We start from the raw sequence: 23,519 nt of genomic DNA, 5'->3' as shown, positions 1-23,519 counted from the left end.
CCATTCTATGCCGGGTGCGGATACTCCCGCACGAGCAAATCCGGTCCCATCTCCTGTACATGGTTGATGCCCAGCATCGCCATGTTGCGGTCGACCTCGGCGCGCAGCAGGCCGATGGCGTGCGATACGCCGGCCTCGCCGCCGACTGCGGCCGCATAGTTGAAGGGCCGGCCGACGAAGACGAAGCTCGCGCCCAGCGCCAGGGCTTTGAGCACGTCGCTGCCGCGGCGCACGCCGCTGTCCATCATCACGGTCATGTTGCCGGCGGCCTCGGCGACGGCGGGCAGGGCGCGCAGCGGCGAGACCGCGCCGTCCAATTGCCGGCCCCCATGGTTGGACACGATGATGCCGTCCGCGCCGTGCTGGCGCGCCAGCGCCGCGTCCTGCGGATGCAGGATGCCCTTGATGATCAGCGTGCCTGGCCATTGGCGGCGGATGCGCGCCACATGTTCCCAGCTTAGGTGATCGCGCGCGCTGAAGTCGCGCAGCACCGACGACGACACGATCGGCGCGCCGCGCGTGGCAAAGGAGTTCTCGAAATGCGGCATGCCATGGGCCAACAGCGTGCGCATGAACGTGCCGGCCAGCCAGCGCGGCCGCGTCAAGCCATCCCAGGCCAGGCGCAGGCTGGGCTTGAGCGGGGTGGAGAAGCCGGTGCGCACGTTGTTCTCGCGGTTGGCCGACACGGGAATGTCCACCGTCAGCACCAGGGTTTCGTAGCCGGCGCGGCGGGCGCGTTCAACCAGCGCGTCGATGCGCTGCGGATCGCCAGGCAGATAGGCCTGGAACCAGGTGCCGGGCGCTGCGCGGATGACGTCTTCCAGCGGAATCAGCGAGGTGCCGCTGAGGATGGCGGGTATGCCTTGCTCACGCGCGGCACGCGCCAGCACGATGTCGCCGCGGTAGGCCGACAGCGCGCTGATGCCCATCGGGGCAATGCCGAAGGGCGAGGCATAGCGGCGGCCGAAGAGTTCGGTTTGCTGCGTGCGGCGCGACACGTCCACCAGCACGCGCGGCGAAAACGCGTACTGCGCAAAGGCGCTGCGGTTGCCGCGCAGGGACTGGTTGTCTTCGGCCGCGCCCGCGACATAGCCGAAGATCGGCCGCGGCAGGCGGCGTTTCGCCGCCGCCTCGAAGTCGTCCAGCGACAGCATGCGCGCCAGCGCGCGCGGCAAGGGGCGGTCGGCCGAGGCGGCGCGGGGACTGGCGGAGGACGAGAGCAGGGATGTCATGGCGGGCCGGCAAAAGCCCGTAATCTAGCAACGCCGATTCATCGCATAAAGCGAATAAAACCAGACATCCAATTTCGAATAAATCGAATATTTGCGGAGAAAACTACGCAGGCAGCGCCATCAGTTCGCCCATGCGCACCGGACCCAGCACGGCAGGCGTGTCGGCCCAGCGGATCTGGTTGGGACCGAACAGCACGATGGCGGTGGAGCCCAGCTTGAAGCGGCCCATTTCCGCGCCCTTGGCCAGATGGATCGGGGCGCGCGCCGCGTCGTCGTAGCGGGTGGCTTTCACGCGGCGCTTGTGCGGCGTGACCAGGCCTGCCCACACCGTCTCGATGGACGCGACGATCATGGCGCCCACCAGCACCAGGGCCATCGGTCCGTGCTCGGTGTCGAAGATGCAGACCACGCGTTCGTTGCGCGCGAACAGGCGCGGCACGTTGCGGGCGGTCAGCGGGTTGACCGAGAACAGGCGGCCGGGTACGTGGATCATTTCGCGCAGGGTGCCGGCGACCGGCATGTGCACGCGGTGGTAATCCTTGGGCGACAGATAGACGGTGGCGAATTCGCCGCCCTGGAACGGGGCCGCGCGTTCGGCGTCGCCGCCCAGCAGGTCGGCCAGGCCGTAGCTATGGCCCTTGGCCTGGAAGATGCGGCCATGTTCGATAGCGCCCATCTGGCTGATGGCTCCGTCGGCCGGACACACCACCGAGCCCGGCTCGTCGTCCAGGGGCCGCGCGTCTTCTTTCAATGCCCTCGTGAAGAAGTCGTTGAAGCAGTCATAGGCCAGCGGGTCTTCCTGCAGCGCCTCGCGCATGTCCACGCCATAGCGGCAGACGAAGCGCGAAATCATCCAGTTCTTGACCGCGGGTTCCCGGCAGTCGGATGCGTACCCGAAGAGCCGCGACACCAGGTGGTGAGGGGAAAGATACTGGCTGGCGAGGAATAGTTGGTCTTTGATCGGCATCTAGGAGCGCTGAGAAATTACCCCGCGGCCGGCCGCGGCACGGGCCGGCCCGCAAGGGGCCCGCCTTCAGGCCCGGGACTGGCCGCGTCAAAAAACGTCGTCCCGCGTTGCAGCGGGACGATGTGGTGATGAGCAGAGGGGTGAATTCTACCGCTTTCAGGCGCACTTCAGGCATATGAATGCGCGCATGCGGCGCCGGGCGCAAGGGCGCGACATTGCAGGCACGCCAGCCGCTACAGCTCCAGCACGATGCGCTTGCCCTGGGCGCGGGAGCAGCAAGCCATCATGCGGGTGCCGGCCTCGCGTTCGGCGCGGGTCAGCACCACGTCGCGGTGATCGACCGCGCCGCCCAGCACGCGCACCTCGCAGGAGCCGCAGAGACCTTCCTCGCAATCGCTCTGCACGTCGATGTTGGCGCTGCGCAGCGCGCTCAGCAGCGTCTGGTCGGCAGGCACTTGCACGACGATGCCGGAGTCCTTCAGCTCGGCCTCGAAGGCGTGTTCCTTGGACGGGTCCAGCGTGGCGAGCGTGGAATGGAAGTGCTCCACGCGCAGGCTGTCCTCGGGCCAGGCGGCGCAGGCGGCTTGCAGGGCATCCAGCATGCGCTCGGGGCCGCAGGCGTAGATCTGGACGCCGGCCTCGGGACGGGACAGCAGGGCGGCGAAGTCGTTGCGGCTGCCTTCCTCGCTGACATGCAGATGCAGGCGCGCGCCATGCAGCTGCAGCAGTTCGTCCAGCATGGCCATGCAGGCGCGCGAGCGTCCGCTGTAGTGCAGTTCGTAATCCAGGCCCAGCTCGCGCGCGCGGCGCGCCATGGCGCTGATGGGCGTGATGCCGATGCCGCCGGCGATGAGGATCAGACGTTTGGCGCTTTCGTCCATGCGGAAATGGTTGCGCGGGCCGCGTGCGCGCACGATGCTGCCCGCGCGCAGGTGCTGGTGGATCCAGGCGGAACCGCCGCGGCCTGCCGTTTCCTTGAGCACGGCGATCTCCAATGCATTCGCGGCGGCCGGATCGCCGCAGAGCGAGTATTGGCGCGACAGGCCCGTGTCGCCGCATTCGACGTCGATGTGCGAGCCGGGCGTCCAGCGCGGCAGCGGCTTGCCGTCAGGCGATTCGAGCCTGATGCGCGCAATGCCGTCGGCCGCGGCCGTGACCTGCGTCACCACCAGCTTGCGGCTGATCGCGTGGGTCGAGGGCTCGCCGATGCGCACCGGCTGCACCTGATCCAGCAGGGCGGCGTCGCGGCGCTCGGGGTTGTCGGCCGGGTTCCATTCCACCCACAGATGCTCGGGGCCGCGGAACGAGGTGTTCGGCACGTAGGTGAACTGCTGTTCGGCCAGGCGCATATGCGGCAGGCGGCGGGTCAGCTCTTCCAGGAAGATCTGCATCTCCATGCGCGCCAGGTTCTTGCCCATGCACTGGTGCGCGCCATAGCCGAAGGTCAGCTGGTCGCTGGCGTTGTCGCGGCGGATGTCGAAGAAGTCGGCGTCGGCGAAATGGCGTTCGTCGTGGTTGGCCGACGAGGACACGATCAGCAGCTTGGCGCCCGCGGGAATCGCCACGCCGGCGATCTCGGTGTCGCGCGTGGCCAGGCGGCGCCAGGCCGCGACCGAGCCGTTGTGGCGCAGGCATTCCTCGACCGCGTTGGGCAGCAGGCCGGGGTCCTCGCACAGTTCGCGCCAGGCGTCGGGATGCTGCAGCAGCAGCTTGATGGCGTTGGCCGAGGCGTTGGCGGTGGTCTCATGCGCCGCGACGATGCCGGCCATCATCATCGAATGCAGGTACGAGTCGGTGACGACTTCGGGATGGTCCTTCTGCTTGCGGATGCCGTACTGCATCCAGCCCGGGGCATCGGGATCCTGGCGCATCTTGTCCAGGATCTTGCCCGCCAGTTGCCAGAAATTACCTACCGCATGCGCCACCGCCACCTGTTCTTCCGGCTTGGGCCGGCCCCAGGTGTTGACGGTGTGGGCGATGGAGTACTGGCGCAGCAGATCCATGTCCTCCTCGGGCACGCCCAGAAAGTGCAGGGCGACCGTCAAGGGCACTTCCCACAGCATCTGGTCGACCAGGTCGGCGCGGCCGTCGTTGATGAAACGGTCCACGTATTCGCGCGTCAGGCGCCGCACCATGGGTTCGTGGTGCTTGAGTTCGTCCGGCGTGAACGGATCCATCAGCACGCGGCGGCGCGGCATGTGGGCCGGTTCGTCCTCGTTGACCAGGGTGCGGTTCATCGCGTAGCCGTAGCTGGCCAGCACTGCGTTGGCCTCGGGGCCGGTCGGCGTGATCTTTTCCAGCGCGATGGAGGGGCTGTAGGTGTGGTTGTCGCGGAACACGGCCTTGATGTCGTCATAGCGCGTGACCACCCAATAGCCCAGCTTGGGGCTGTAGAACACGGGTTCCTGTTCGCGCGCCCAGCGCACGTACTCGGGCGGGTCCTGCTGGTAGCCGTCGCCGAACGGATCGAATTCCGCGGCGCGCGGGCTGACCGGACAGCCTTGGGCACGCGCCAGCGCGGCATGGTCGATGGGACAGCCGCCGGTACTGGCGGGCGCGGGGGTTGCAGGGGTGGTTGGGTGGCCCATGTCGTCGCTCCGGATTACAATTGCGTAAATCATATACGCATTGCGTAATTATTCAATTGGGGTAATCTCCGGGCTGCATCCGCAGCCGCCTGGCAGCTCCCAACCCGCGTCCATGACCCAGACTCCCGCACCTTCGTCCGTCCCCGCCCAGACTACCGACGCGCCCCGGCCGCGCGAACGGCGCCAGCGCGTGCAGGCCGCTGAAACCGGCATGGCGGTGCTGAAGGGCTTGGGCCGGCTGGGCGGCCGTGCCAGCCTCACGCTGCTGGCCGCGCAGGTGGACGAAAGCCCCGCCAAAGTGCACCGCTACCTGGTCAGCCTGATGGAAGAGGGCCTGGTGGCGCAGGATGCCGCCACTCAACAGTACTACCTGGGACTGGAAGCGATGCTGCTGGGCCTGGCCGCGCTGCGCCAGGCCGATCCCATCCGCCTGGCCGAGCCCAGCCTGGTGCGCCTGCGCGAAGGCCTGGAAGTGACCTGCTTCATCGCGGTCATGGGCAACAAGGGGCCGACCATCGTGCGCTTTGAAGAACCGGGCCTGCCGGTGACGGTCAACGTGCGCATGGGCTCGGTGCTGTCCATGCTGTGGTCCGCCACCGGGCGGGTGTTCCTGGCCTTGCAGGACGATGCGCGGGTGCGGGCACTGGCCGAGGCCGAACTGGCTCGTGCGCCCGCCGACATGCGGGCGTTGCTGGACGCCTCCGACCCCATCGGCCGCCTGCGCCGCCAGGTGCTGGCCGAGGGCTGCGCCACGGTGCGCGACACCAATCTGAAGGGCATCAGCGCGGTGTCGGCGCCGCTCCTGGACCACAACGGCCGCCCCTGCGCCGCGCTGACTGCGCTGGGCGCGACGGGCGGATTCGACGCCTCGGCGGACGGCCCGATCGCGCAGGCGGTACGGCGCGAGGCCGAAGCCGCCAGCGTGCTGCTGGGATATCAGGCGCCTGGGGTCGGCGCGGTCTGAATCGCGCCTGCCGGCAAGCCGCGCAGCCACGCAACCGCCGCCTGCACCACGGGCATGCCGGCCGTGTTGCGGTTGACCACGGCGCCGATGGCGCCGAAGTTGGCGTCCAGCCGCAGCGGCAGTACGGTCACGCTGCCTTGCCGCTCGCAGTAGCGCGCAATCGCCTGGGGCAAGGCAGCCAGGCGATCGTCCTGGGCCAGCAGGGCCAGGGTGGCCAGCAGCGAATTGGACTGGATACTGGAAACCGGTGCGTGCGCGCCGGCATGCACGAAAGCCTCGTCCAGACGCTCGCGCATCATGGTGGCTTCCAGCGGCAGCACCCAGGGCCAGCGCGCCAGTTCGGCAGCCGCGAGCGCCTCGCTTGCCGCCAGCGGATGGCCGGGGCGCGCCACCACCAGGATAGGTTCTTCGTGCAGGCGGATCACCTCGCAGTCCGCGGGCAGCAGGCGGCTGCCCAGGCGGCCCAGCACGATGTCCAGCTCGTCGCGCGCCAGCTTGTCCATAAGTTCCCCGAGCGCGCCTTCCACCAGTTTCACTTCCAGCCGCGGCGCCAGGCCCAGCAGATGGGCGATCAGTTGCGGCGCCAGATGGGGCGCGGCCGAGGGCAGGGTGCCCAGGCGCAGCAGGCTGGCGCCGCGTTCTTCGGCGGCCCGCAGTTCGGCCGCCACGCGCTGGGCTGCGCCCAGGCTGTGGCGGGCGTGGCGGATCATAACCATTCCGGCATTTGTCGGCAGGGTGCCCCGGGTCCCGCGCTCGAATAGCGCGTAGCCCACCTGTTCCTCCAGCTGCGCCAGCGCCTTGGAGGCGGCGGGCTGGGACATATGCAGGCGTTCGGCCGCGCGGCCCAAGTGGCGTTCGTCGTCCAGTGCGACCAGCAGTTCGGCATGACGCCGCTTGAGGTGGGTGCCGGCGCGGTCAGGCATGGGCGATACATATTCAAATGGTTATGAATCGTTCAGTTTATTTCATTTCACGCCGACACCGGGCGCTAGGCATACTTGCCGCTCTACGAAAGACAGGCGTTGCCCAGGCTGGGCCGGGAAGGACGCCGGGATGGAGACGATTCATGAAGAAGTTCTGGATGGCCCTGGCCGCGAGCTGGGCCTGTGGCATTGCGGGTGCGGCGGCGGCTGCGGATACCTACCCGGCGCGGCCGGTGCAGATCGTGGTGCCGTTCTCGCCCGGCGGTGCGGTGGACGTGCTGGCGCGCCAACTGGCGCAGCGCCTGGAGCCGCGCGGCTACACGCTGGTAGTGGAGAACAAGCCGGGCGCGGGCGGCAACATCGCCGCGTCCATGGTGGCGCGCGCCGCGCCCGACGGCTATACGCTGCTGATGGGCACCACCAACACGCACGGCATCAACAGCGCGCTGTATTCCAGCCTGCCGTACGACCCGGTGCGCGATTTCGCGCCGGTCGGCCTGGTGGCGGACAACGTGGTGGTGCTGCTGGCCAATGCCGAGTTTCCAGCGTCGACGCTGGCGGATGCCGTCAAACTGATCAAGGCCAATCCCGGCAAGTACACCTATGGCTCGCCCGGCCTGGGCACGGTGCACCAGCTGGCAATGGAGCAGTTGAAGCACGCCGCCGGCCTGGACGTGGTGCACGCGCCTTATAAAGGCGCCGCGCCAGCGATGGCCGATCTGGTCGCGGGCCACGTGCCGCTGATGATAGGCGGCATCGCGCCGGCCATTCCGTTCCTCGCATCCGGCAAGGTCAAGGTGCTGGGCGTGGCCAATACTGAAAAGTATGCAGCGCTGCCCGATGTGCCGCTGTTCTCGGACGTGGCCGCCGGAGTCGCCGTGCGGTCGTGGATCGGCCTGTTCGCGCCCGCCGGCACGCCGCCCGCAGTGGTGAAGAAACTGAACGCGGACCTGGAGGCGGTACTGACCGACAGCGCATTCGCGCAGGCCTTGCAGCCGCTGGGCATGGTGCCGATCTACATGACGCCCGATGCCTTCGGCGACATGGTCAAGCGCGACATGCCGGCCTGGCGTTCCGCCGTGGAGATGTCGGGAGCGAAGCAATGACGTCCGCTGCGAAGCCCGTCAACTTCCTGCTGTTCATTACCGACCAGCACCGCGCCGACCATTTGGGGTCCTATGGCAACCGCGTGGTCCACACACCCAACCTGGACCGTCTGGCCGAGTCGGGTTGGCGCGCCGACAACATGCACGTGGCCACGCCCATCTGCATGCCGAACCGCGCCAGTTTGATGACCGGCCGCTATCCGTCCGCGCACGGCGCGCGCCACAACGGCATCGCGCTGTCGCTGCGCAGCCGCACCTTCGTCGAGGCCATGCGCGAAGCCGGCTACGGCACGTCGCTGGTCGGCAAGGTGCACCTGCAGAACATGACGGACATACCTCCATCGTGGCCGGTGCGCGCCGAAGACAGATTGCCGCGCGAGGCGGTCGAGCCCGACCCCGGCCGCTACGACCAGGAGCAGCGCAAGCTGTGGCTGGCACGCCCCGACCACGATCTGAGCTATCCGTATTACGGCTTCGAGCAGGTAGACCTGGTCGACGACCATAGCGACGACGTGCACGGCCATTACCGGCATTGGCTGCGGCGCGAGCATCCCGAGGTCGAGGCGCTGATCGGCCCGGCTCACGCCATCCCCGCGCCGGAATACGAGCTGACGCGCATCCGCCAGGCCTGGCGCACGCGCGTGCCGGAAGAACTCTATCCCACTGCCTACATCGCCGACCGCGGCATCGAGGCGTTGCGCGGCTATGCGGCTTCCGGGCAGCCATTCTTCCTGCAATGCTCGTTTCCGGATCCGCACCATCCTTTCACGCCGCCGGGGCGGTTCTGGGACCTGCACAAGCCCGAGGACATGGAGCTGCCCGCGTCGTTCCACGGCCAGGGTACGCCGCCGCCGCACGTGGCCTGGCTGCGCGCGCAGCGCGACGCGGGCACGGCGGTCAAGCACACGCCCGCGATCTTTTCCTGCAACGAGCGCGAGGCGCGTGAAGCGCTGGCGCTGAACTATGGGTCGATCGCCAACATCGACAACCAGATCGGCCGCGTGCTGGCCGAACTCGACGCGCTGGGGCTGGCCGACAATACGGTGGTGATCTTCACCAGCGACCATGGGGATTACCTGGGCGACCATCAGTTGATGCTGAAGGGGCCCATCCATTACCGCGGCCTGACCCGCGTGCCGTTCATCTGGCGCGACCCTGCCGCGGCGCGAACGGCGGGCGCGGCCAGCGACGCCTTGCTCAGCACCATCGACGTCGCGCCCACGGTGCTGGCGCGCGCTGGCGTGCAGCCCTATAACGGCATCCAGGGGCGCGACATGGCAGGCCTCATCGGAGGAAGCGAGGCTGCCGTGCGCGACGCGCTGATGATCGAGGAAGAAGGGCAGCGCGTGATACTGGGCTTCAACAGCCGCATTCGCTGCCGGACGCTGCTGGCCGACGGATTTCGCGTCACGGTCTACGACGGCGCGCGCTGGGGCGAGCTCTATGACCTGAATCAGGACCCGCACGAGCTGCGCAACCTGTGGGAAGACCCCGCGCATGCCGCCGACCGCGCGCGGCTGCTGGAACGGCTGGCCTACGGCATGCTGGAACACATCGACACCAGCCCCTATCCCAGCGCGCTGGCGTGAGGTGGCGCGGGCAGGCCGCCCGCGCCCGGCTTCAAGCGGCCTTGGCAGCCAGCTTGGTCTTGTAGAGCCAGTCCTTGTAGTCGTCCAGGTCGCCGTCAAACGGGCTGACTTCGCCGTCGGCCACGATGATGAATTCATCGGTGGTGGCGCGCAGCAGATGGCGGTCGTGCGACACCAGCATCAGCGTGCCTTCGAACTGCGCCAGCGCGGTGGTCAGCGCTTCGCGGGTTTCCAGGTCCAGGTGGTTGGTGGGCTCGTCCAGCAGCAGCAGATTGGGACGCTGCCACACGATCAGGGCCAGCGCCAGCCGCGCCTTTTCGCCGCCGGAGAACGGCGCGATGGAGCTGGTGGCCATGTTGCCGTTGAAGTTGAAGCTGCCCAGGAAGTTGCGCAGCTCCTGCTCGCGCACGGTCGGCGCGATCTTCGTCATGTGCCATAGCGGCGATTCGTCATGGCGCAGCATCTCCACCTGGTGCTGGGCGAAGTAGCCGATGGACAGCCCCTTGTTGAACTGCGCTTCGCCGGCCAGCGTTGCAAGTTCGCCCGCGATGGTCTTGATGAAGGTGGACTTGCCCGCGCCGTTGATGCCCAACAGGCCGATGCGCTGTCCCGCCTGCAGCGAAAAATTGATGCCCGACACAATGATCTTGTCGGACTCGACTTCCGTTTCCTCGTCCGCGACGCGATACCCGGCGCTGACCGCGTCCATGGTCAGGAGCGGGTTGGGCGCGCGCAAGGGCTCGCGGAATTCGAACGAGAACTCGGCGGCCGCGCGCAGCGGCGCCACTTCCTCCATGCGGGCCAGCGCCTTGATACGGCTCTGCGCCTGGCGCGCCTTGCTGGCCTGGGCCTTGAAGCGGTCGATGAAGGATTGCAGGTGCGAGCGTTGGCGCATCTGCTTTTCCAGCATGCCTTGCGCCAGCTCCAGCTGCGCGGCGCGCTGGCGCTCGAAGGACGAATAGTTGCCCGAATAGCGCTTGAGCTTGCGCTCGTCGATATGGACGATGACGTTGACCACGCCGTCCAGGAAGTCGCGGTCATGCGAGATGACGATGAGCGTGCCCGGATAGCGCTTGAGCCAGTCTTCCAGCCAGATGATGGCGTCCAGATCCAGGTGGTTGGTGGGCTCGTCCAGCAGCAGCAGGTCGGACGGGCACATCAGCGCCTGCGCCAGGTTCAGGCGCATGCGCCAGCCGCCGGAAAAGCTCGTCAACGGCAGGTGCATCTGCGCCTGCGTGAAGCCCAGGCCAGTCAGCAGCTGTTCGGCGCGCGAATGCACGGTGTACGCGTCGGCGTCGGCCAGCGCGGCGTAGATGTCGGCCATGCGCAGGCCGTTCTCCGTGCTTTCCGGTTCGGATTCCAGCTGCGCCAGTTCCGCCTCCAGCTTGCGCAGCGTCACGTCGCCGTCGATGGCGTATTCGATGGCCGGGCGGTCGAGCGCGGGCGTTTCCTGCGCCACATAGGCCATGCGCCAGCTGGCCGGATAGTCCAGGTCGCCCTGGTCCGCGTGCAGCGTGCCGCGCAAGAGACCGAACAGGCTGGACTTGCCGGCGCCGTTGGCGCCGATCAGGCCGATCTTGTCGCCGGGGTTGAGCAGCAGGTCGACCTTGTCGAGCAAGGGCTTGACGCCGCGCATGAGTGAAACTTGTTGGAAGCGGATCATGGATGGAGCAACAGGGGACGCGGCAGGATTCCCGCCGGCCAGGCGCAATGAAAAATAATCGGGGAAGTAGGGCGCTCAGGCGGCGCGGCGGGCGGACGGAACGGGCGTTCGTTCCGCGTCAAAGGCCGGTATTGTACCGGGCTTGGCGCGCGATGCCGTCAGTCAGCGTGAGGCGTACCGGCTGTCGAGCACCCGGCGCAGGCGAACCGCGTCGCCGAAGCGCGAGCCGTTGATGCCCTGCGCGTTGAGCAGCACCATGGCCAGGTTGCGCTTGCCGACCTTGACCGCCATCACCAGGCAATCGCCGGCTTCGCGGGTGGTGCCGGTCTTGGACACGAGGATGTCCCATTGCGGGCGGCCCACCAGGATGTTGGTGTTGCGGAAGGTCTGGCCGGCGGCCTGGTAGCTGGTCTCGCCGGTGTATTGCCGCAAGAGCGGCTGCGCGGAAATCGCCTGCAGCAACTTGACCAGATCCTTGGCCGAAGACTGGTTTTCGTTGGACAGGCCGCTGGGTTCGGCGAAGCTGGAGTCGGTCATGCCCAGCGCGCGGGCTTCGGCGTTCATTGCCGCGACGAAGGCGGCGGTGCCGCCGGTATAGGTGCGGCCCAGGGCCTGCGCGGCGCTGTTCTCGGACGGGACCAGCGCCAGGCGCAGCAGATCGGCGCGGCTCAGCTTGGTGCCGGCGGTCAGGCGCGAAGGCAGCTCGCTGGTGGAGCGGGTGTCGCTGGCGTCGATGGTGATGAGTTCGTCCATGGGCAGGCCGGCCTTGACCAGCGTCAGCGCCGCCATGAGCTTGGTGATGGAGGCGATGGGCCGCACGGCGTCCTCGTTGCGCGCGAACAGGACTTCGGAGGTGTCCATGTCCTGCACCAGGATCGTGCTGGATTTGAGCTTGCCGATTTCCTTGGCCGGGTCGCGCGTGACCAGCGAGGCGTTGACGGCCGCGTCCGGGTCCAGCGGGTCGGGCTGCGCGCCCCAGCGCTGCACTGCTATGCGCTTGCCATAGCCATGCAGGCACATCGGCAGGGAAGGCTGGGAATTGCAGGGATGGAAATTGGCGGCCTGGGCCCGCGCCGGCGCCGGCAAGCCCGCCGCCGTGGCGGCCCACAACGCCGCCACGCAGAATGAGATCGACATTTGCCGCAAGATCAACGTCACGACCGCTCCCCGATACGCCGATCACGCGCCTGGCCCGGCGTTACCGACAATATGCATTTGAAAGCCGATATTACTGCTGTCGCCGCTGTTGTCACCAGGCTTGTGCGATGGCCTCGGCCAGCGCCAGCACGCGTTCCGCTTCGCGCGCATGCAGGTTTTCCACCAGCGCGCCGTCGACCACGGCCACGCCCAGGCCGGCGGCCTGCGCGGCGCGCCAGGCGTCCAGGCGCTTGCGCGCGGCGGCAAGTTCTTCCGCCGAGGGCGCGAAGGCGGCGTTGGCTGCCGCTATCTGCCTGGGATGGATGAGCGTCTTGCCATCGAAGCCCTGGTCGCGTCCCTGTTTGCAGGCGGCCTCCAGGCCCGTGTCGTCGTGCAGGTCCAGGTGCACGCCGTCCAGCGCCGCCAGGCCGTGGGCCCGCGCCGCCATCACCGCCATCGAGCGCGCCAGCAAGGTTTCTTCGCGTGACGGCGTGTGGCGCGCATGCAGATCCTTTACCAGGTCCGAGGTGCCCACGACGATGGCCGCCAGCCGCGCGTGGCCGGAAGCGATGGCGTCCAGACGCAGAAATCCCAAAGGCGTTTCGGCCATGGCCCACAAGGGCAGGCTGGCTGGCGCGCCCGCCGCGTCCAGCGCCCGCGCGAGCGCGTCGAGCTCGGCGGCGGACTGCACCTTGGGCAGCAGCACGGCGTCCGCGCCCGCCTGGGCGATGGCCCTGACGTCGTCCAGGCCCCAGGCCGTGTCCAGCGCATTGATACGTACCACGCATTCGCGGCGCCCATAGCCGCCGGCGCGCAAGGCCGCGGCGACTTGCTCGCGGGCTTGTGCCTTGGCGTCCGGCGCGACGGCATCCTCCAGGTCGAGGATCAGGACGTCGGCGTCCAGGCTGCGCGCCTTGTCCAGTGCGCGCGGGTTGGCGCCAGGCATATAGAGTACGGAACGGCGAGGGCGGATAGGTAGCGTCATGAGGCGGTTTCAGTTCTTGGTATTGCCGACGATCTGCACAGGCGTGGTGCACACATAGCCCACGCCGTACACCGTGCGTATGCCCATGTCGCCGCCGGCCTGCGCGCGCAGCTTGCGGCGCAGGCGGTGCATGTGGGCGTCCAGCCGGTGCGTGTCGTAGGCCTCCACGCTGGCGCCCAGCGCCTCGATCAGGCGTGCGCGCGACAGGGGTAGCGGCGCGGCCTGGATCAGCGCGCCGATCAGCCGGCTTTCGGTATCGGTGATGTCCACGCAGACCTGCTTGGGCGATACCAGCATGCGCCGCGACGGATCGAAACGCCAGGCATCCGATTCCGCGGCGTCGGCTTCGCCCGCCGGCACCACCCGCAGTCGGCGCGACAGCGACACCAGCGTGGCGCCAAGCTCGGCCAGATTGACGGGCTTGGTCAGGTAGTGGTCCGCGCCCAGGCTCAGGCCCGAGACCTTGTCTTCGCTCAAGAGGCGGCCGGTGAGCATGATGATGCCCATCGACGGGAAGGAGGTCCGCAGGTGCGAGACGCGTGTCAGCGCATCGCCGTCGGGCAGCATGGCGTCCAGCACCAGGATGCCGGGCGTCACGGTGAGCAGCAGTTGGTCCAGCTCCGCGAGGGAACCGGCGGTGAGGATGCTGCGGCCCAGGCCCAGATCCTCGATGTATTCAGCGATGGTGTCGCGCCAGTCTCCGTGGTCGTCGACGATGATGATGGTCACGGCGAATCCGGCGTCAGCGGTTGCGCGCAGGGACCTTCGAATGCAAACACGCTATCCGCTCCTTGTATGTGGGTCTTCTTGTATAGGGGGAGTCCGCGAGCGCGATATTTTTCGTATCGCGCGCTTGCGGAGAATATCATCATCGCCCCTGCGGCGCCGCGTCAAGAATCAAGGATGGCAGCCGCGCGCCGCCCATTCTTTTAGTGGTCAAAAAATGAGCAGCCCGTTGCGCATCGGTCGAACGGCCATCAGCCGTGGGTTCGAGGCTTTTTTATCCACAGAAATTGTGGATAAGGCCGGCCCTGTGGATACTGTGCTTTTTATGTAGGCAGGTGTTCGACGGCAACGCCCGGCGGTACCTTGCGCATGCGGTCGCGCTCGATGCGGGGCGGGGCGAAGCGGGTCTTGCGGGCAGCGGCGTTCTGCAGCAGCACGGACAGCACCGCGCCCTTGTCCTGTATCCACTGGTTTTTGCCACGCAGCAATTTCATCGCGTTCTCGGCCGTGCCGAGGCGATAGGTCATCGAGTTGATCTGGACCGAGGTCTTGCCATTGAAAAGGGACGCGTCCTGTTCGGTGATTGCCGCGGCGTCCAGATTGCTGCTGTCGTGATCGATGCGATAGACGAACTTCAGGCTGCTGTGCGGATCCTGCACCACCACGAGTTTGTCGGACCCCGATATGTCGGAGAGCATGCCGAGCACCAGCGACTCGACCAGCTGGTTGCCGCGCTGTTCCTCGGTGTAGATGTATATCGTGTGGCGCGCGGGCGCGGCGTAGGTCTGTTGCATAACTGGCTTCAATAGTGCGGGGCAGGCCTCGCGGCCCGGACAAGCTGCGAAATGAGCGGGAGGCGCGCGCTAACCGGCGCGGCGCATGCGCATCAGCAAGCGCGCTTTGACGGCCGGCCAGTCCTCGTCGAGGATCGCGAAGTAGACCATGTCGCGCGCGCGCCCCGATTGCGCGATCAGGTGCTTGCGGAACACGCCTTCCTCCACGCCGCCGATCCGCAGGATGGCCTGGCGCGATTGCATATTGCTCAGTTCAGTCTTGAATACAACACGCATGATACCAATTGTTTCAAAGGCGTGCTGCAACAACAAGAACTTGGCCTCGGTATTGGCGCCGGAACGCTGGCTTGCTGGCGTGAGCCATGTGCCGCCGATCTCCAGGCGTTTGTGCGCCAGCGCGATGTCCATGTAGCGGGTCGCGCCGATGATCTGATCGTTGTCCTGCCGCACGATGACGAATGGCAGGCAGTTGCCGTCGCGTTGGCCAGCCAGCGCACGGTCGACATAGCGCTGCATATCGTCCAGCGTCTGCACGGGCTCGGGTTGCAGACGCCACAGTTCGGGGTGCAGGCCCACCTGCGCAAGCGGCGCGGCATGGCTGGCGGTCAGCGGTTCCAGGCGTACGACCTCGCCGGCGAGCGTGACGGGTTGCAGGCGGGGGCTGGTCATGACGTATTCCTCGATTGGAGCGTGGGCGCGGAGGGCAGGGCGTGCAGCCGGGGATTCTACGCGCGCGCGCCCTTGCCGAACACCGCACGCAAGCGCAGAATGCGCCGCATGAAAACAGACGCCTTGGTCCTGGGTGCGGGCATCGTCGGGGTGAGCACCGCCCTGCATCTGGCGGCGCGCGGCCGTTCAGTGGTGCTGCTGGACCGGCGCGGCCCTGGCGAGGAAACCAGCTATGGCAACGCGGGCCTGATCGAACGGGCCAGCGTGATTCCCTATGCCTTCCCGCGCGACTGGCGCAGCCTGTGGCGCTATGCCAGGAACAACACGCCTGACGTGAGCTATCACCCGCGCTTTTTGCCGCGCATCGCGCCATGGCTGCTGCGTTACTGGTGGCATTCGGCGCCGTCGCGGCTGGCGCGCGCGGCCGAGGCCATGCTGCCGTTGATCGAGCGCTGCGTCGCCGAACATGACGCGCTCAAGGACGAGGCCGGCATCTCCCACCTGTTCCGGCGCAGCGGCTGGATCGATGGAATGCGCAGCGAGGCCGGCCTGGCCCGGGCCGTGGCCGAGGCCCAAGCGCTCGCGCCTTACGGGCTGAACCACCGCGTGCTGGACCGCAAGGCGCTGGCGGCGCTGGAACCTTCGCTGTCGCGCATGGCGGGCGCGGTGCACTGGCTGGATCCGGTCAATGTGTCGGACCCGGGCGCGGTGACGCGCGGCTACGCGGCCTTGTTCGAGCGGCGCGGCGGCGTGCTGGTGCGCGGCGACGCGCGCAGCCTCAAGCCGTCAGGCAAGGGTTGGCAGGTACAGGGAGAACAAGGGCCGATCGAGGCCCGCGACGTGGTGGTGGCGCTGGGCCCGTGGTCGCCGGACGTCCTGCGCCCGCTGGGCTATCGCATCCCCATGGCGGTCAAGCGCGGCTATCACCAGCATTACGCGTTGGAAGAGGGGGCGACCTTGTCGCACCCGGTGGCGGACATCGAAAGCGGTTTCGTCGTGACGCCCATGACCCTGGGCGTGCGCCTGACCACGGGCGCGGAATTCGCGGCGCGCGATGCGCCGCCTTCACCGATCCAGATCGAGCGCACGCGGACGCTGGCGCGGCAGCTGCTGCCGCTGGGCGAGGCCGTGGAGCGCGAACCGTGGATGGGTTGCCGGCCTTGCATGCCGGACATGCGGCCGGTCATCGGACCGGCGCCGCGCCATCCCGGCCTGTGGCTGGCGTTCGGCCATGCGCATCATGGCTTCACGCTGGGTCCGGTGACGGGCAAGCTGCTGGCCTGCATGATCACCGGCCAGGCGCCGGACATGAATCCGGCGCCTTACCGCGTCGGCCGCTGAGGCCGTACGCGGCAAGAGACCCGAGAGCCGCGGTTCTCAGGCCGGTTTTGCGGCCTTTTCGCGGCGCTGGCGCACGGCCAGGGCCAGCGTTTCCAGCACCGGCGCGGTCTGCGACCAGCCCAGGCAGGCGTCCGTGATGGACACGCCGCGGCGCAGCGGCAGGCCGGGCTTCAGGTCCTGGCGGCCTTCTTCGAGATGGCTTTCGATCATCACGCCGGTGATGCGGCCGTCGCCCTGGGCGATCTGGGCGGCGATATCGTTGGCCACGTCGACCTGGCGCAGATGCGACTTGTTGGAGTTGGCGTGCGAGCAGTCGATCATGACCTGTTCGCGCTGGCCGGCGGCGCGCAGGGCGGCGCAGCAGGCGTCGACGCTGGCCGCGTCGTAGTTCGGGCCTTGCTTGCCGCCGCGCAGGATGACGTGGGTGTCCTGGTTGCCGCGGGTCTCGAAGATGGCGGCCATGCCCATCTTGGTCATGCCCATGAAAGCGTGCTTGGCGCTGGCCGCGACCATGGCGTCGGCGGCGATCTGCACGCCGCCGTCGGTGCCGTTCTTGAAGCCCAGCGGACAGCTCAGGCCGGAACTCAGCTGTCGGTGGCTGGGGCTTTCGGTGGTGCGCGCGCCAATGGCGCCCCAGGCGATCAGGTCGGCAATGTATTGCGGGCTGAGCAGGTCCAGGAATTCGGTGGCGATCGGCAGGCCCAGGCCGCTGATGTCCAGCAGCAGTTCGCGCGCGCGGCGCAGGCCTTCATTGATGCGGAAGCTGCCGTCCAGGCGCGGGTCGTTGATATAGCCCTTCCAGCCCACGGTGGTGCGCGGCTTCTCGAAGTAAACGCGCATGACGATGAGCAAGTCTTTCTGGTGCTGTTCGGCGGCGGTGCGCAGCAGGCGCGCGTATTCCATGGCCTGGCCATGGTCGTGGATGGAACAGGGGCCCACCACCAGCACCAGGCGGTCGTCGCGGCCGTGCAGCACGTCGGCGATCTGGACGCGGCTTTGCTCGACCAGCGTCTGGATCTCGGCCGACACCGGCAGTTCATCCTGCAGCAGGGCGGGCGAGATCAAGGGGCGCACCGCGCTGATGCGGGTGTCGTCGGTGCGCGTGTTGTCCTGGGTGGAGTCGGCCGCGCCGACCTCGCGGTCGTGCAGGGGGTCGTCAATGCGGGTCAAGGGTAGCTCCGTGCCGTAGATGCGGAAAGAAAGACATCTATTATGGCACCGGCCGCGCCGTGGGGCGACGGAAGGCTGCCTCCGTCTGGCTGATGCCGCGAATACTACGACTATCGGCGATGGGGCTGCATTAACCCGTTAGCGATAACGACAGGGCGCGCGCAGATGCCTTAGCATGGTGTACACAGTTTTCCAGCGGCCGCCTGCGGGGGCCCGCCCTATATGAGTAGGACGGTAGACCATGCCTAAAACGGAACCCGGCGGGACCCGACGGATACTTCTCGTCGAAGACCATCCGGTTGAACGCGCCTATCTGCAGAACGTATTGCTGGCGCTGGGTTTCCGCCGGGTCGCCGGCCTGGGCAGCAGCATAGAAGCGGTCAGCGCGCTGGCACGCCAGTTCTACGACGTGGTCATCAGCGATATCGTCACGGGCGAGGGCGACGGCACGCGGCTGCCGAACGAACTGCGGCGCCTGGTGGACGCCGGGCGGCTCAAGAGCATGCCGCCCATCATCTGGATCAGCAGCCTCAGCGATGAACTGTTGCAGTCGCATGTGCGGCTGGCCTTGCAGGCCGGCTGTCCGTCCGCGCAGGCGCTGTCCAAGCCGGTGTCCCGCACGGCCATGCAGCAGGCCATCAAGACGGCGCTGCGCAGCATCGATGAGGACGATGCCGCCTCGCCCCGGCCGCGCTCGCTTCGGCGCGACGTCATCGAGGCGGCGCTGGGCCATGCGCTGATCACGGGGCAGGGCATGAGCGTGGTGCTGCAGCCGCAGATGAGCTTGTCGACAGGGCGCGTGCTGGCCGCCGAGGCGCTGTCGCGCTGGGACCACCCCGAACTGGGCGCGATTCCGGCGGCGGACTTCGTGCCTGCGGCGCATCGGCTGGGACTGGACCGGACCTTGTTCTGCCGGGTGACCGACACGGTGCTGGAGCTGCAGCAGCGCATGCATGCCGAGGACATCGCCGTGCCCATCGCGATCAACGCCTCGGCCTCCACATTGTGTTCGCGCGACCTGCCGGGCCTGCTGGAGCAGCGCGTGGCGCAGGCCGGCCTGCCGGCCCGGCTGATCAAGGTCGAGCTGACCGAGGACGAGCCGGTGACCGATTGGCTGGCCTTGTCTTCGGCGCTGAACCTGCTGCGCGTGCGCGGCTTTGAATTGGCGATGGATGACTTCGGCGCGGGCATCGCGTCCATGCGCCTGTTCTCGGCCATGCCCTTCACCGAACTGAAGATAGACCGCGACTTCATCGTCCATATGCATCGCGAGCCCGCGTCGCGCGCGGTGGTCGCCGCCGCCATCGAGATGGGCCGCGTGCTGGGCCGGCGCGTGGTCGCCGAAGGGGTGGAGCACGAGCGCGACGTGGAGCTGCTGCGCGAACTGGGCTGCGACGTGGCGCAAGGCTACGGCATTTCCGTGCCGCTGGAACCCGACGCCTTCTTCGAATTCTGCCGCAGCCATTGAGTCATCCGCGCGGCGCAATGGGGTATCCTGGCGCAGGCCGGGCTCCTGCGGGCCCTCCCGATTGTCGGCGGACTTGACCCCGATCAAGACTGCGCCCGCGCATGGAAAATTGCCCCCACGGGCGGATTTACCATGGCTTCATGCGGGCTGCGCACGGTGGCGCGGTCCCCAAGATGGAGCGATGAACCGATGCGACGCATACTGGCCGCTGTTCTGCTGATTTCCCTGCTGGCCTGGGCCGGCGCCTATTGGGCGCAACCGCCGGCCGAACTCAACGTCTGGACCGCGCGCGATCAGCTCATCCTGCTGACGGGCCTGGGCGCCTACGCGGTCATGGCCCTGATCATGCTGCTGGCGGTGCGCCCCATGTGGCTGGAAACGCGGATGGGCGGGCTGGACAAGATGTACCGGCTGCACAAATGGAGCGGCATCCTGGCTGCCGCGCTGGCGGCGGCGCATTACCTGATCAAGCTGGGCAAGCCGCTGCTGCTGGCGTTGTTCGACCCCGTGCCCAAGACGCCGCGCGCGGCCGCTTTGCTGGACGTGTTCCGCGGATCCGCCAAGGACATCGGCGAATGGGCCGTGTGGATCCTGGCCGCGATGGTGTTGCTCACCTTGTGGCGGCGCTTTCCGTATCACATCTGGCGCCAGGTCCACCGCATCGCCGCGGTGATCTTCCTGGTGGTCGCCTTCCATGGCGTGGTCCTGACGCCGGCCGCCTGGTGGTGGCAGCCCGCCGGCTGGCTGGTGGCGCTGTGCACGGCGGTGGGGACGGTTTGCGCCGTCATGGCGCTGACCGGCAATATCGGACGCGGGCGCCGCTACAGGGGGCAGGTGCTGGCCATCGACCATCTTTCGGACGACATCCTGGCGCTGACCTGTAGGGTGGAGGGCAACTGGCACCATCGCGCCGGGCAGTTCGCTTTCCTGACCGCGGACCGGCGCGAGGGCGCGCATCCCTTTACGGTGTCCGGCGCGGACGACGGCACCGGCCGGGTGCAGTTCTCGATCAAGGCGCTGGGCGATTACACGCGGCGTCTGCAGCGCAGCCTGCAAGTGGGGCAGGACGTCATCATCGAAGGCCCTTACGGCTGCTTCGACTTCCAGCGCGACGATGGGCGGCCGCAGATCTGGGTGGCCGCGGGCATCGGCGTCACGCCGTTCATTTCATGGATGGAATCCTTGCAGACGGACCCGGATACCGCACCGGTCGCGACCCTGTACTACTGCGCCCGCAACGCCGACGATGCGCCGTTCGCGGATCACCTGAAAGCGCTATGCGCGCGCGTGCCGAACGTGACCCTGCATGTGCGCTACAGCGATACCCAGCGGCCGCTGACGGCCGCCGAGCTGGCCGCGGACCACAAGCCGGGCGCGGCATGGCCCAGCGTGTGGTTCTGCGGCCCGGCGGGATTCGCCGATGCCTTGAAGGACGGGCTGCACCGGCGCGGCATGCCGGTGAGCGAGCTGTTTCACCAAGAGGCGTTCCAGATGCGCTGAGCGCGTCAGATGCCGGACACCTCGATGTCGCCCGGATAGTCGACCGAGAACTTCAGCACCGTCTCGCGCGACTTGCCGGGCTCCATTTCCCAGTCCCATACCAGCTTGCCGTCTTCCTCGCGCTTGATCTCGCGGTCTGCCGGCGACAACAGCTTGACCACGATCTTCTCGTTGCGCGAGATGGGCAGGCGGTCCTTGAACGACACTTGCTCCTTGGTGGCCTTGTTGTTCTTGACCGTGATCTTGTACTCATAGGTCACGCGCTTGCCGCTGCCCGAAAAGCCGGTGCTTTCGGTATAGCGGTTGACCAGCTGGCGCTTGATCGAGATGCCTTCGTCGGCGCCCAGCGCCAATTCGAGCTTCTCGCCGGGCATCACCGCCTTCATGGAGCTGGCCGCGACGAAGGCGTCGTCCAGGAAGGTGTTCAGCGAACCGGCCAGGAAGGGGAACTCCGTGTTGTTGCTGGCGTGCGCGGTCAGGAACATGGCTTCGCGCAGCGCCGGCGTGGACTGGTATTGCAGCGTGGCGGGCAGCTTGGCCGTGGCGATGGCCACGCGCTGCGAGGAATTGTCGGACGGCAGGGTGGCCGGACTCTTGATCTGGAACGATGCGCTGGTCGCTTCGGCCTGCACCTGGGCGGTCGCCTGCTCCAGCGGCTCGGGAATCATCTCGGCGACCGGCGCGCCGGCGTCCTCGAAGGACTGGACGCGCTGGCGCGACATCTTGGCTTCGGCTTCTTGCCTGGCTGCCGCGACCGGCGCGGGGCTGGGGCGCGGGCGGGGCGGAGGCGGCGGGGCGGCCACGTCGACGATCCACGGCTGCAGCGCGGGCGCGCCGCCGCCCAGCGAGGGCCTTGCGGTGGACAGCGTGAGCTTGACGTTATTCCAGTCTTCACCGGTGTCCTGGCGGATGACGCCGAAATAGCCCAGGTCCACGCTGCGATCGGCCGGGCGCAGGCGCGCATCGTATGCGGGCGTCCAGCGGGCGCCGGCCACGGCGTAGGAAACGTTCAGGTCCAGCTTGCCCGCGCGGGCCAGGTTGACGCGCAGGGTGACGGTCTTGGTGCGGCGGTTGAGCGAGCTTTGCAGCTGATCCAGCTGGTTCTGCAAGGCGGTCAGCTCGCGCTCCAGCACCTCTTTCTGTTCGGCCACCCGGCGCAGTCCGGCCAGCGACTTGGCCAGGGAGTCCGCGCTCAGCGATTGGATCGCCTTCAGTTCGTCCAGCGTCAGGCGCGCGCCGTCCTTCGACGGTTCGGTGGCGCCCCGCTGCATCATCAGCACCAGCTCGCGCTGGTTGTCCAGCACCGCGGCCTCGTCGTCCAGCAGCGCCTGCTGGCCTTGCAGCTTGCGTACCTGTTCCTCCAGCAGCTTGACGCGTTCGTTGACGGTGTCTGCCTGATAGGCGTCGCGCACCTTCACGTCCAGCAATGTCGCCTGGCCGGTGCTCTTGGCCGAGACTTGCAGCGAATTTTCCTGCAGGCTGGCCGGCAGCTTCTCCAGCACCAGCTCGTGTTCGCCGGCGGCCAGCTCGCTGCTGGCGGCGCGCGTCACGACGGCGCGGTCCTGGTAGACGGTCACGGAACCGATGGAGGAAGGCAGTCCGGCGGCTGCGGCCAGGCCGGGGATCGTCGCGATGGCCAAGGCCAGAAGGGTACGTCGCACTATTTCACCTTTGTACAGGTTGGAATCGCGCGACGCCGTGTCCTTGGACAGGGACGGACCGCCGCGCGCGCCAAATTTACATTGCGGCCCGGACGCTGATCTTACAGAAAATGACAAACGCGACAGGGCGATACCGAGGCGCGGCCTAGGGGTGGGCCAGCGCGCGCAGCATGTCTACGGCGTTGCCCGCCGCGGTCGAGCGGTCGTGGCGGCGGTAGGCCATGTCCAGCAGGGCGTGCGGCGCGTCGCCCTTGATGGGCCGGTACTCGATGCCTTGCGCGCCCATGTGCCGCATCGCCGCAGGCACGACCGAAATGCCCACGCCGGCAGCCACCAGACTCACGATGGAGGCCATCTGCGGCGCTTCCTGGATGACCCGCGGCACGAAGCCGGCGCGCTGGCACGCCGACATGATGGCGTCGTACAGGCCCGCGCCGATGGGGCGCGGATACAGCACGAAGTCCTCGTCCGCCAACGCGGCGATGGGCACGCTGCGCTTGCGGCTCAGCGCATGGTCTGGCGGCAGGGCCACCAGCATGGGTTCGTCCAGCACGCGCTCGGACTCGAACTCCGGGTCCAGCACATAGGGAGGCCGCACGAAGGCCACGTCGACGTCGCCCGCGCGCAGGCCGCGCAGCAGCGTGACCGTATTGCTCTCGGTGAGCGTGACGCGCACGTCGGGATACCGGTCCCGGTACGCCCGGATGGCGCGGGGCAGGTAGGGGTGGAACACCGCGGACGCCGTGAATCCCACGGTGATTGCTCCGCGTTCCCCGCGGCCCAGCCGGCGGGCCGTGTCGATGGCGCGGTCGGCGCTGGCGAGGATGGCGCGGGCGTCTTCCAGGAACTGGGCGCCGGCCTCGGTCAGCGCGATGCCTCGCGGCAGGCGCAGGAACAGCGGGGTGCCGATTTCGCGTTCCAGCTGCTGGATCTGCTGGCTCAACGGCGGCTGGCCTATGCCCAGCCTGGCGGCGGCGCGCGTGAAGTGCAGCTCTTCGGCGACGGCGGTGAAATACCGCAGGTGGCGCAATTCCAT

At 67.8% G+C, this 23,519-nt stretch carries 19 protein-coding genes; 6 read left to right on the top strand and 13 right to left on the bottom strand.

Annotation, left to right across the window (positions count from 1 at the left end):
* Positions 1 to 5: 5 nt before the first annotated feature.
* The 3 genes from IB259_RS05465 to IB259_RS05455 all read right to left on the bottom strand — a co-directional run bounded on the left by IB259_RS05465 (position 6) and on the right by IB259_RS05455 (position 4,787).
* On the bottom strand, positions 6 to 1,232 hold the full coding sequence (locus tag IB259_RS05465) for an alpha-hydroxy acid oxidase (RefSeq protein ID WP_192327947.1): 1,227 nt from the start codon (positions 1,230 to 1,232) through the stop codon (positions 6 to 8).
* Positions 1,233 to 1,335: 103 nt separating this feature from the next.
* Entirely contained in the window at positions 1,336 to 2,199 is an 864-nt protein-coding gene (asd, locus tag IB259_RS05460) for an archaetidylserine decarboxylase (protein WP_192327945.1), read from the bottom strand.
* A gap of 233 nt (positions 2,200 to 2,432) precedes the next feature.
* Positions 2,433 to 4,787 (bottom strand): cytochrome P450/oxidoreductase, encoded by a 2,355-nt coding sequence (locus IB259_RS05455; RefSeq protein ID WP_175160490.1) that lies wholly within the window; start codon positions 4,785 to 4,787, stop codon positions 2,433 to 2,435.
* Between the two features lie 112 nt (positions 4,788 to 4,899).
* On the opposite strand from IB259_RS05455, the gene IB259_RS05450 reads away from it, so the two are divergent.
* Positions 4,900 to 5,751: an IclR family transcriptional regulator gene (locus IB259_RS05450; RefSeq protein WP_175160492.1), complete on the top strand. Its 852-nt coding sequence runs from the start codon at positions 4,900 to 4,902 to the stop codon at positions 5,749 to 5,751.
* On the opposite strand, the gene IB259_RS05445 is transcribed toward IB259_RS05450, so the two are convergent.
* Positions 5,724 to 6,674 (bottom strand): LysR substrate-binding domain-containing protein, encoded by a 951-nt coding sequence (locus IB259_RS05445; RefSeq protein ID WP_175160494.1) that lies wholly within the window; start codon positions 6,672 to 6,674, stop codon positions 5,724 to 5,726. The two genes, IB259_RS05450 and IB259_RS05445, sit on opposite strands and share 28 nt — an antisense overlap.
* Positions 6,675 to 6,817: 143 nt before the next feature.
* Here IB259_RS05445 and IB259_RS05440 point away from each other — a divergent pair, with 143 nt between their 5' ends.
* Together IB259_RS05440 and IB259_RS05435 are read left to right on the top strand one after the other, a co-directional pair.
* Complete coding sequence (locus IB259_RS05440) at positions 6,818 to 7,780, top strand: tripartite tricarboxylate transporter substrate binding protein (protein WP_119451556.1); 963 nt, start codon at positions 6,818 to 6,820, stop codon at positions 7,778 to 7,780.
* Positions 7,777 to 9,369, top strand: a complete 1,593-nt coding sequence (locus tag IB259_RS05435; protein WP_175160496.1) for a sulfatase — start codon at positions 7,777 to 7,779, stop codon at positions 9,367 to 9,369. Before IB259_RS05440 ends, IB259_RS05435 begins: the two co-directional genes overlap by 4 nt.
* Positions 9,370 to 9,400: 31 nt before the next feature.
* Here IB259_RS05435 and IB259_RS05430 read toward each other — a convergent pair whose 3' ends face one another.
* From IB259_RS05430 to IB259_RS05405, 6 genes are all read right to left on the bottom strand, one after another.
* Positions 9,401 to 11,032: an ATP-binding cassette domain-containing protein gene (locus IB259_RS05430; protein WP_175160504.1), complete on the bottom strand. Its 1,632-nt coding sequence runs from the start codon at positions 11,030 to 11,032 to the stop codon at positions 9,401 to 9,403.
* A gap of 162 nt (positions 11,033 to 11,194) precedes the next feature.
* Positions 11,195 to 12,190: a serine hydrolase gene (locus IB259_RS05425; protein WP_082400980.1), complete on the bottom strand. Its 996-nt coding sequence runs from the start codon at positions 12,188 to 12,190 to the stop codon at positions 11,195 to 11,197.
* Between the two features lie 91 nt (positions 12,191 to 12,281).
* Entirely contained in the window at positions 12,282 to 13,154 is an 873-nt protein-coding gene (locus IB259_RS05420; RefSeq protein ID WP_175160505.1) for a CoA ester lyase, read from the bottom strand.
* Between the two features lie 9 nt (positions 13,155 to 13,163).
* On the bottom strand, positions 13,164 to 13,883 hold the full coding sequence (locus tag IB259_RS05415) for a response regulator transcription factor (RefSeq protein ID WP_054454219.1): 720 nt from the start codon (positions 13,881 to 13,883) through the stop codon (positions 13,164 to 13,166).
* A gap of 320 nt (positions 13,884 to 14,203) precedes the next feature.
* Positions 14,204 to 14,674 carry a hypothetical protein gene (locus IB259_RS05410; protein ID WP_054454221.1) on the bottom strand — a complete coding sequence of 157 codons (471 nt, stop codon included), beginning with the start codon at positions 14,672 to 14,674 and terminating at the stop codon, positions 14,204 to 14,206.
* Positions 14,675 to 14,743: 69 nt separating this feature from the next.
* Positions 14,744 to 15,343 carry a GNAT family N-acetyltransferase gene (locus tag IB259_RS05405; protein WP_054454224.1) on the bottom strand — a complete coding sequence of 200 codons (600 nt, stop codon included), beginning with the start codon at positions 15,341 to 15,343 and terminating at the stop codon, positions 14,744 to 14,746.
* A gap of 108 nt (positions 15,344 to 15,451) precedes the next feature.
* Here IB259_RS05405 and IB259_RS05400 point away from each other — a divergent pair, with 108 nt between their 5' ends.
* On the top strand, positions 15,452 to 16,684 hold the full coding sequence (locus IB259_RS05400; RefSeq protein ID WP_175160507.1) for an FAD-binding oxidoreductase: 1,233 nt from the start codon (positions 15,452 to 15,454) through the stop codon (positions 16,682 to 16,684).
* Positions 16,685 to 16,720: 36 nt separating this feature from the next.
* Here the strand turns inward: IB259_RS05400 and IB259_RS05395 are convergent, their stop codons facing one another.
* Positions 16,721 to 17,854: a 3-deoxy-7-phosphoheptulonate synthase gene (locus tag IB259_RS05395; protein ID WP_054454226.1), complete on the bottom strand. Its 1,134-nt coding sequence runs from the start codon at positions 17,852 to 17,854 to the stop codon at positions 16,721 to 16,723.
* Between the two features lie 241 nt (positions 17,855 to 18,095).
* On the opposite strand from IB259_RS05395, the gene IB259_RS05390 reads away from it, so the two are divergent.
* A complete protein-coding gene (locus IB259_RS05390; RefSeq protein ID WP_125472102.1) occupies positions 18,096 to 19,322 on the top strand; it encodes an EAL domain-containing protein in 1,227 nt (408 codons plus the stop codon).
* 189 nt (positions 19,323 to 19,511) lie between these two features.
* Positions 19,512 to 20,822, top strand: a complete 1,311-nt coding sequence (locus IB259_RS05385; RefSeq protein ID WP_175160516.1) for a ferric reductase-like transmembrane domain-containing protein — start codon at positions 19,512 to 19,514, stop codon at positions 20,820 to 20,822.
* Positions 20,823 to 20,827: 5 nt separating this feature from the next.
* Here IB259_RS05385 and IB259_RS05380 read toward each other — a convergent pair whose 3' ends face one another.
* Together IB259_RS05380 and IB259_RS05375 are read right to left on the bottom strand one after the other, a co-directional pair.
* Positions 20,828 to 22,483 (bottom strand): mucoidy inhibitor MuiA family protein, encoded by a 1,656-nt coding sequence (locus IB259_RS05380; protein ID WP_254596494.1) that lies wholly within the window; start codon positions 22,481 to 22,483, stop codon positions 20,828 to 20,830.
* A 145-nt stretch (positions 22,484 to 22,628) separates the two neighbouring features.
* The gene (locus tag IB259_RS05375) at positions 22,629 to 23,519 is read right to left on the bottom strand and encodes a LysR family transcriptional regulator (RefSeq protein ID WP_054454233.1); all 891 of its coding nucleotides are present in this window, start codon (positions 23,517 to 23,519) and stop codon (positions 22,629 to 22,631) included.

This window comes from Achromobacter sp. ACM04 (genome assembly GCF_014851465.1).
Lineage (GTDB): Bacteria > Pseudomonadota > Gammaproteobacteria > Burkholderiales > Burkholderiaceae_B > Achromobacter > Achromobacter aegrifaciens.
Note: the sequence above shows the minus strand (reverse complement) of the source record. Positions and strands in the feature narration are given on the sequence as shown.

Coding starts and splice junctions, on each gene's coding strand:
- IB259_RS05410 (WP_054454221.1), bottom strand. CDS start 14,674: ATGCAACAGACCTACGCCGCGCCCGCGCGCCACACGATATACATCTAC.
- IB259_RS05385 (WP_175160516.1), top strand. CDS start 19,512: ATGCGACGCATACTGGCCGCTGTTCTGCTGATTTCCCTGCTGGCCTGG.
- IB259_RS05390 (WP_125472102.1), top strand. CDS start 18,096: ATGCCTAAAACGGAACCCGGCGGGACCCGACGGATACTTCTCGTCGAA.
- IB259_RS05405 (WP_054454224.1), bottom strand. CDS start 15,343: ATGACCAGCCCCCGCCTGCAACCCGTCACGCTCGCCGGCGAGGTCGTA.
- IB259_RS05445 (WP_175160494.1), bottom strand. CDS start 6,674: ATGCCTGACCGCGCCGGCACCCACCTCAAGCGGCGTCATGCCGAACTG.
- IB259_RS05375 (WP_054454233.1), bottom strand. CDS start 23,519: ATGGAATTGCGCCACCTGCGGTATTTCACCGCCGTCGCCGAAGAGCTG.
- IB259_RS05440 (WP_119451556.1), top strand. CDS start 6,818: ATGAAGAAGTTCTGGATGGCCCTGGCCGCGAGCTGGGCCTGTGGCATT.
- asd (WP_192327945.1), bottom strand. CDS start 2,199: ATGCCGATCAAAGACCAACTATTCCTCGCCAGCCAGTATCTTTCCCCT.
- IB259_RS05400 (WP_175160507.1), top strand. CDS start 15,452: ATGAAAACAGACGCCTTGGTCCTGGGTGCGGGCATCGTCGGGGTGAGC.
- IB259_RS05450 (WP_175160492.1), top strand. CDS start 4,900: ATGACCCAGACTCCCGCACCTTCGTCCGTCCCCGCCCAGACTACCGAC.
- IB259_RS05430 (WP_175160504.1), bottom strand. CDS start 11,032: ATGATCCGCTTCCAACAAGTTTCACTCATGCGCGGCGTCAAGCCCTTG.
- IB259_RS05455 (WP_175160490.1), bottom strand. CDS start 4,787: ATGGGCCACCCAACCACCCCTGCAACCCCCGCGCCCGCCAGTACCGGC.
- IB259_RS05465 (WP_192327947.1), bottom strand. CDS start 1,232: ATGACATCCCTGCTCTCGTCCTCCGCCAGTCCCCGCGCCGCCTCGGCC.
- IB259_RS05435 (WP_175160496.1), top strand. CDS start 7,777: ATGACGTCCGCTGCGAAGCCCGTCAACTTCCTGCTGTTCATTACCGAC.
- IB259_RS05420 (WP_175160505.1), bottom strand. CDS start 13,154: ATGACGCTACCTATCCGCCCTCGCCGTTCCGTACTCTATATGCCTGGC.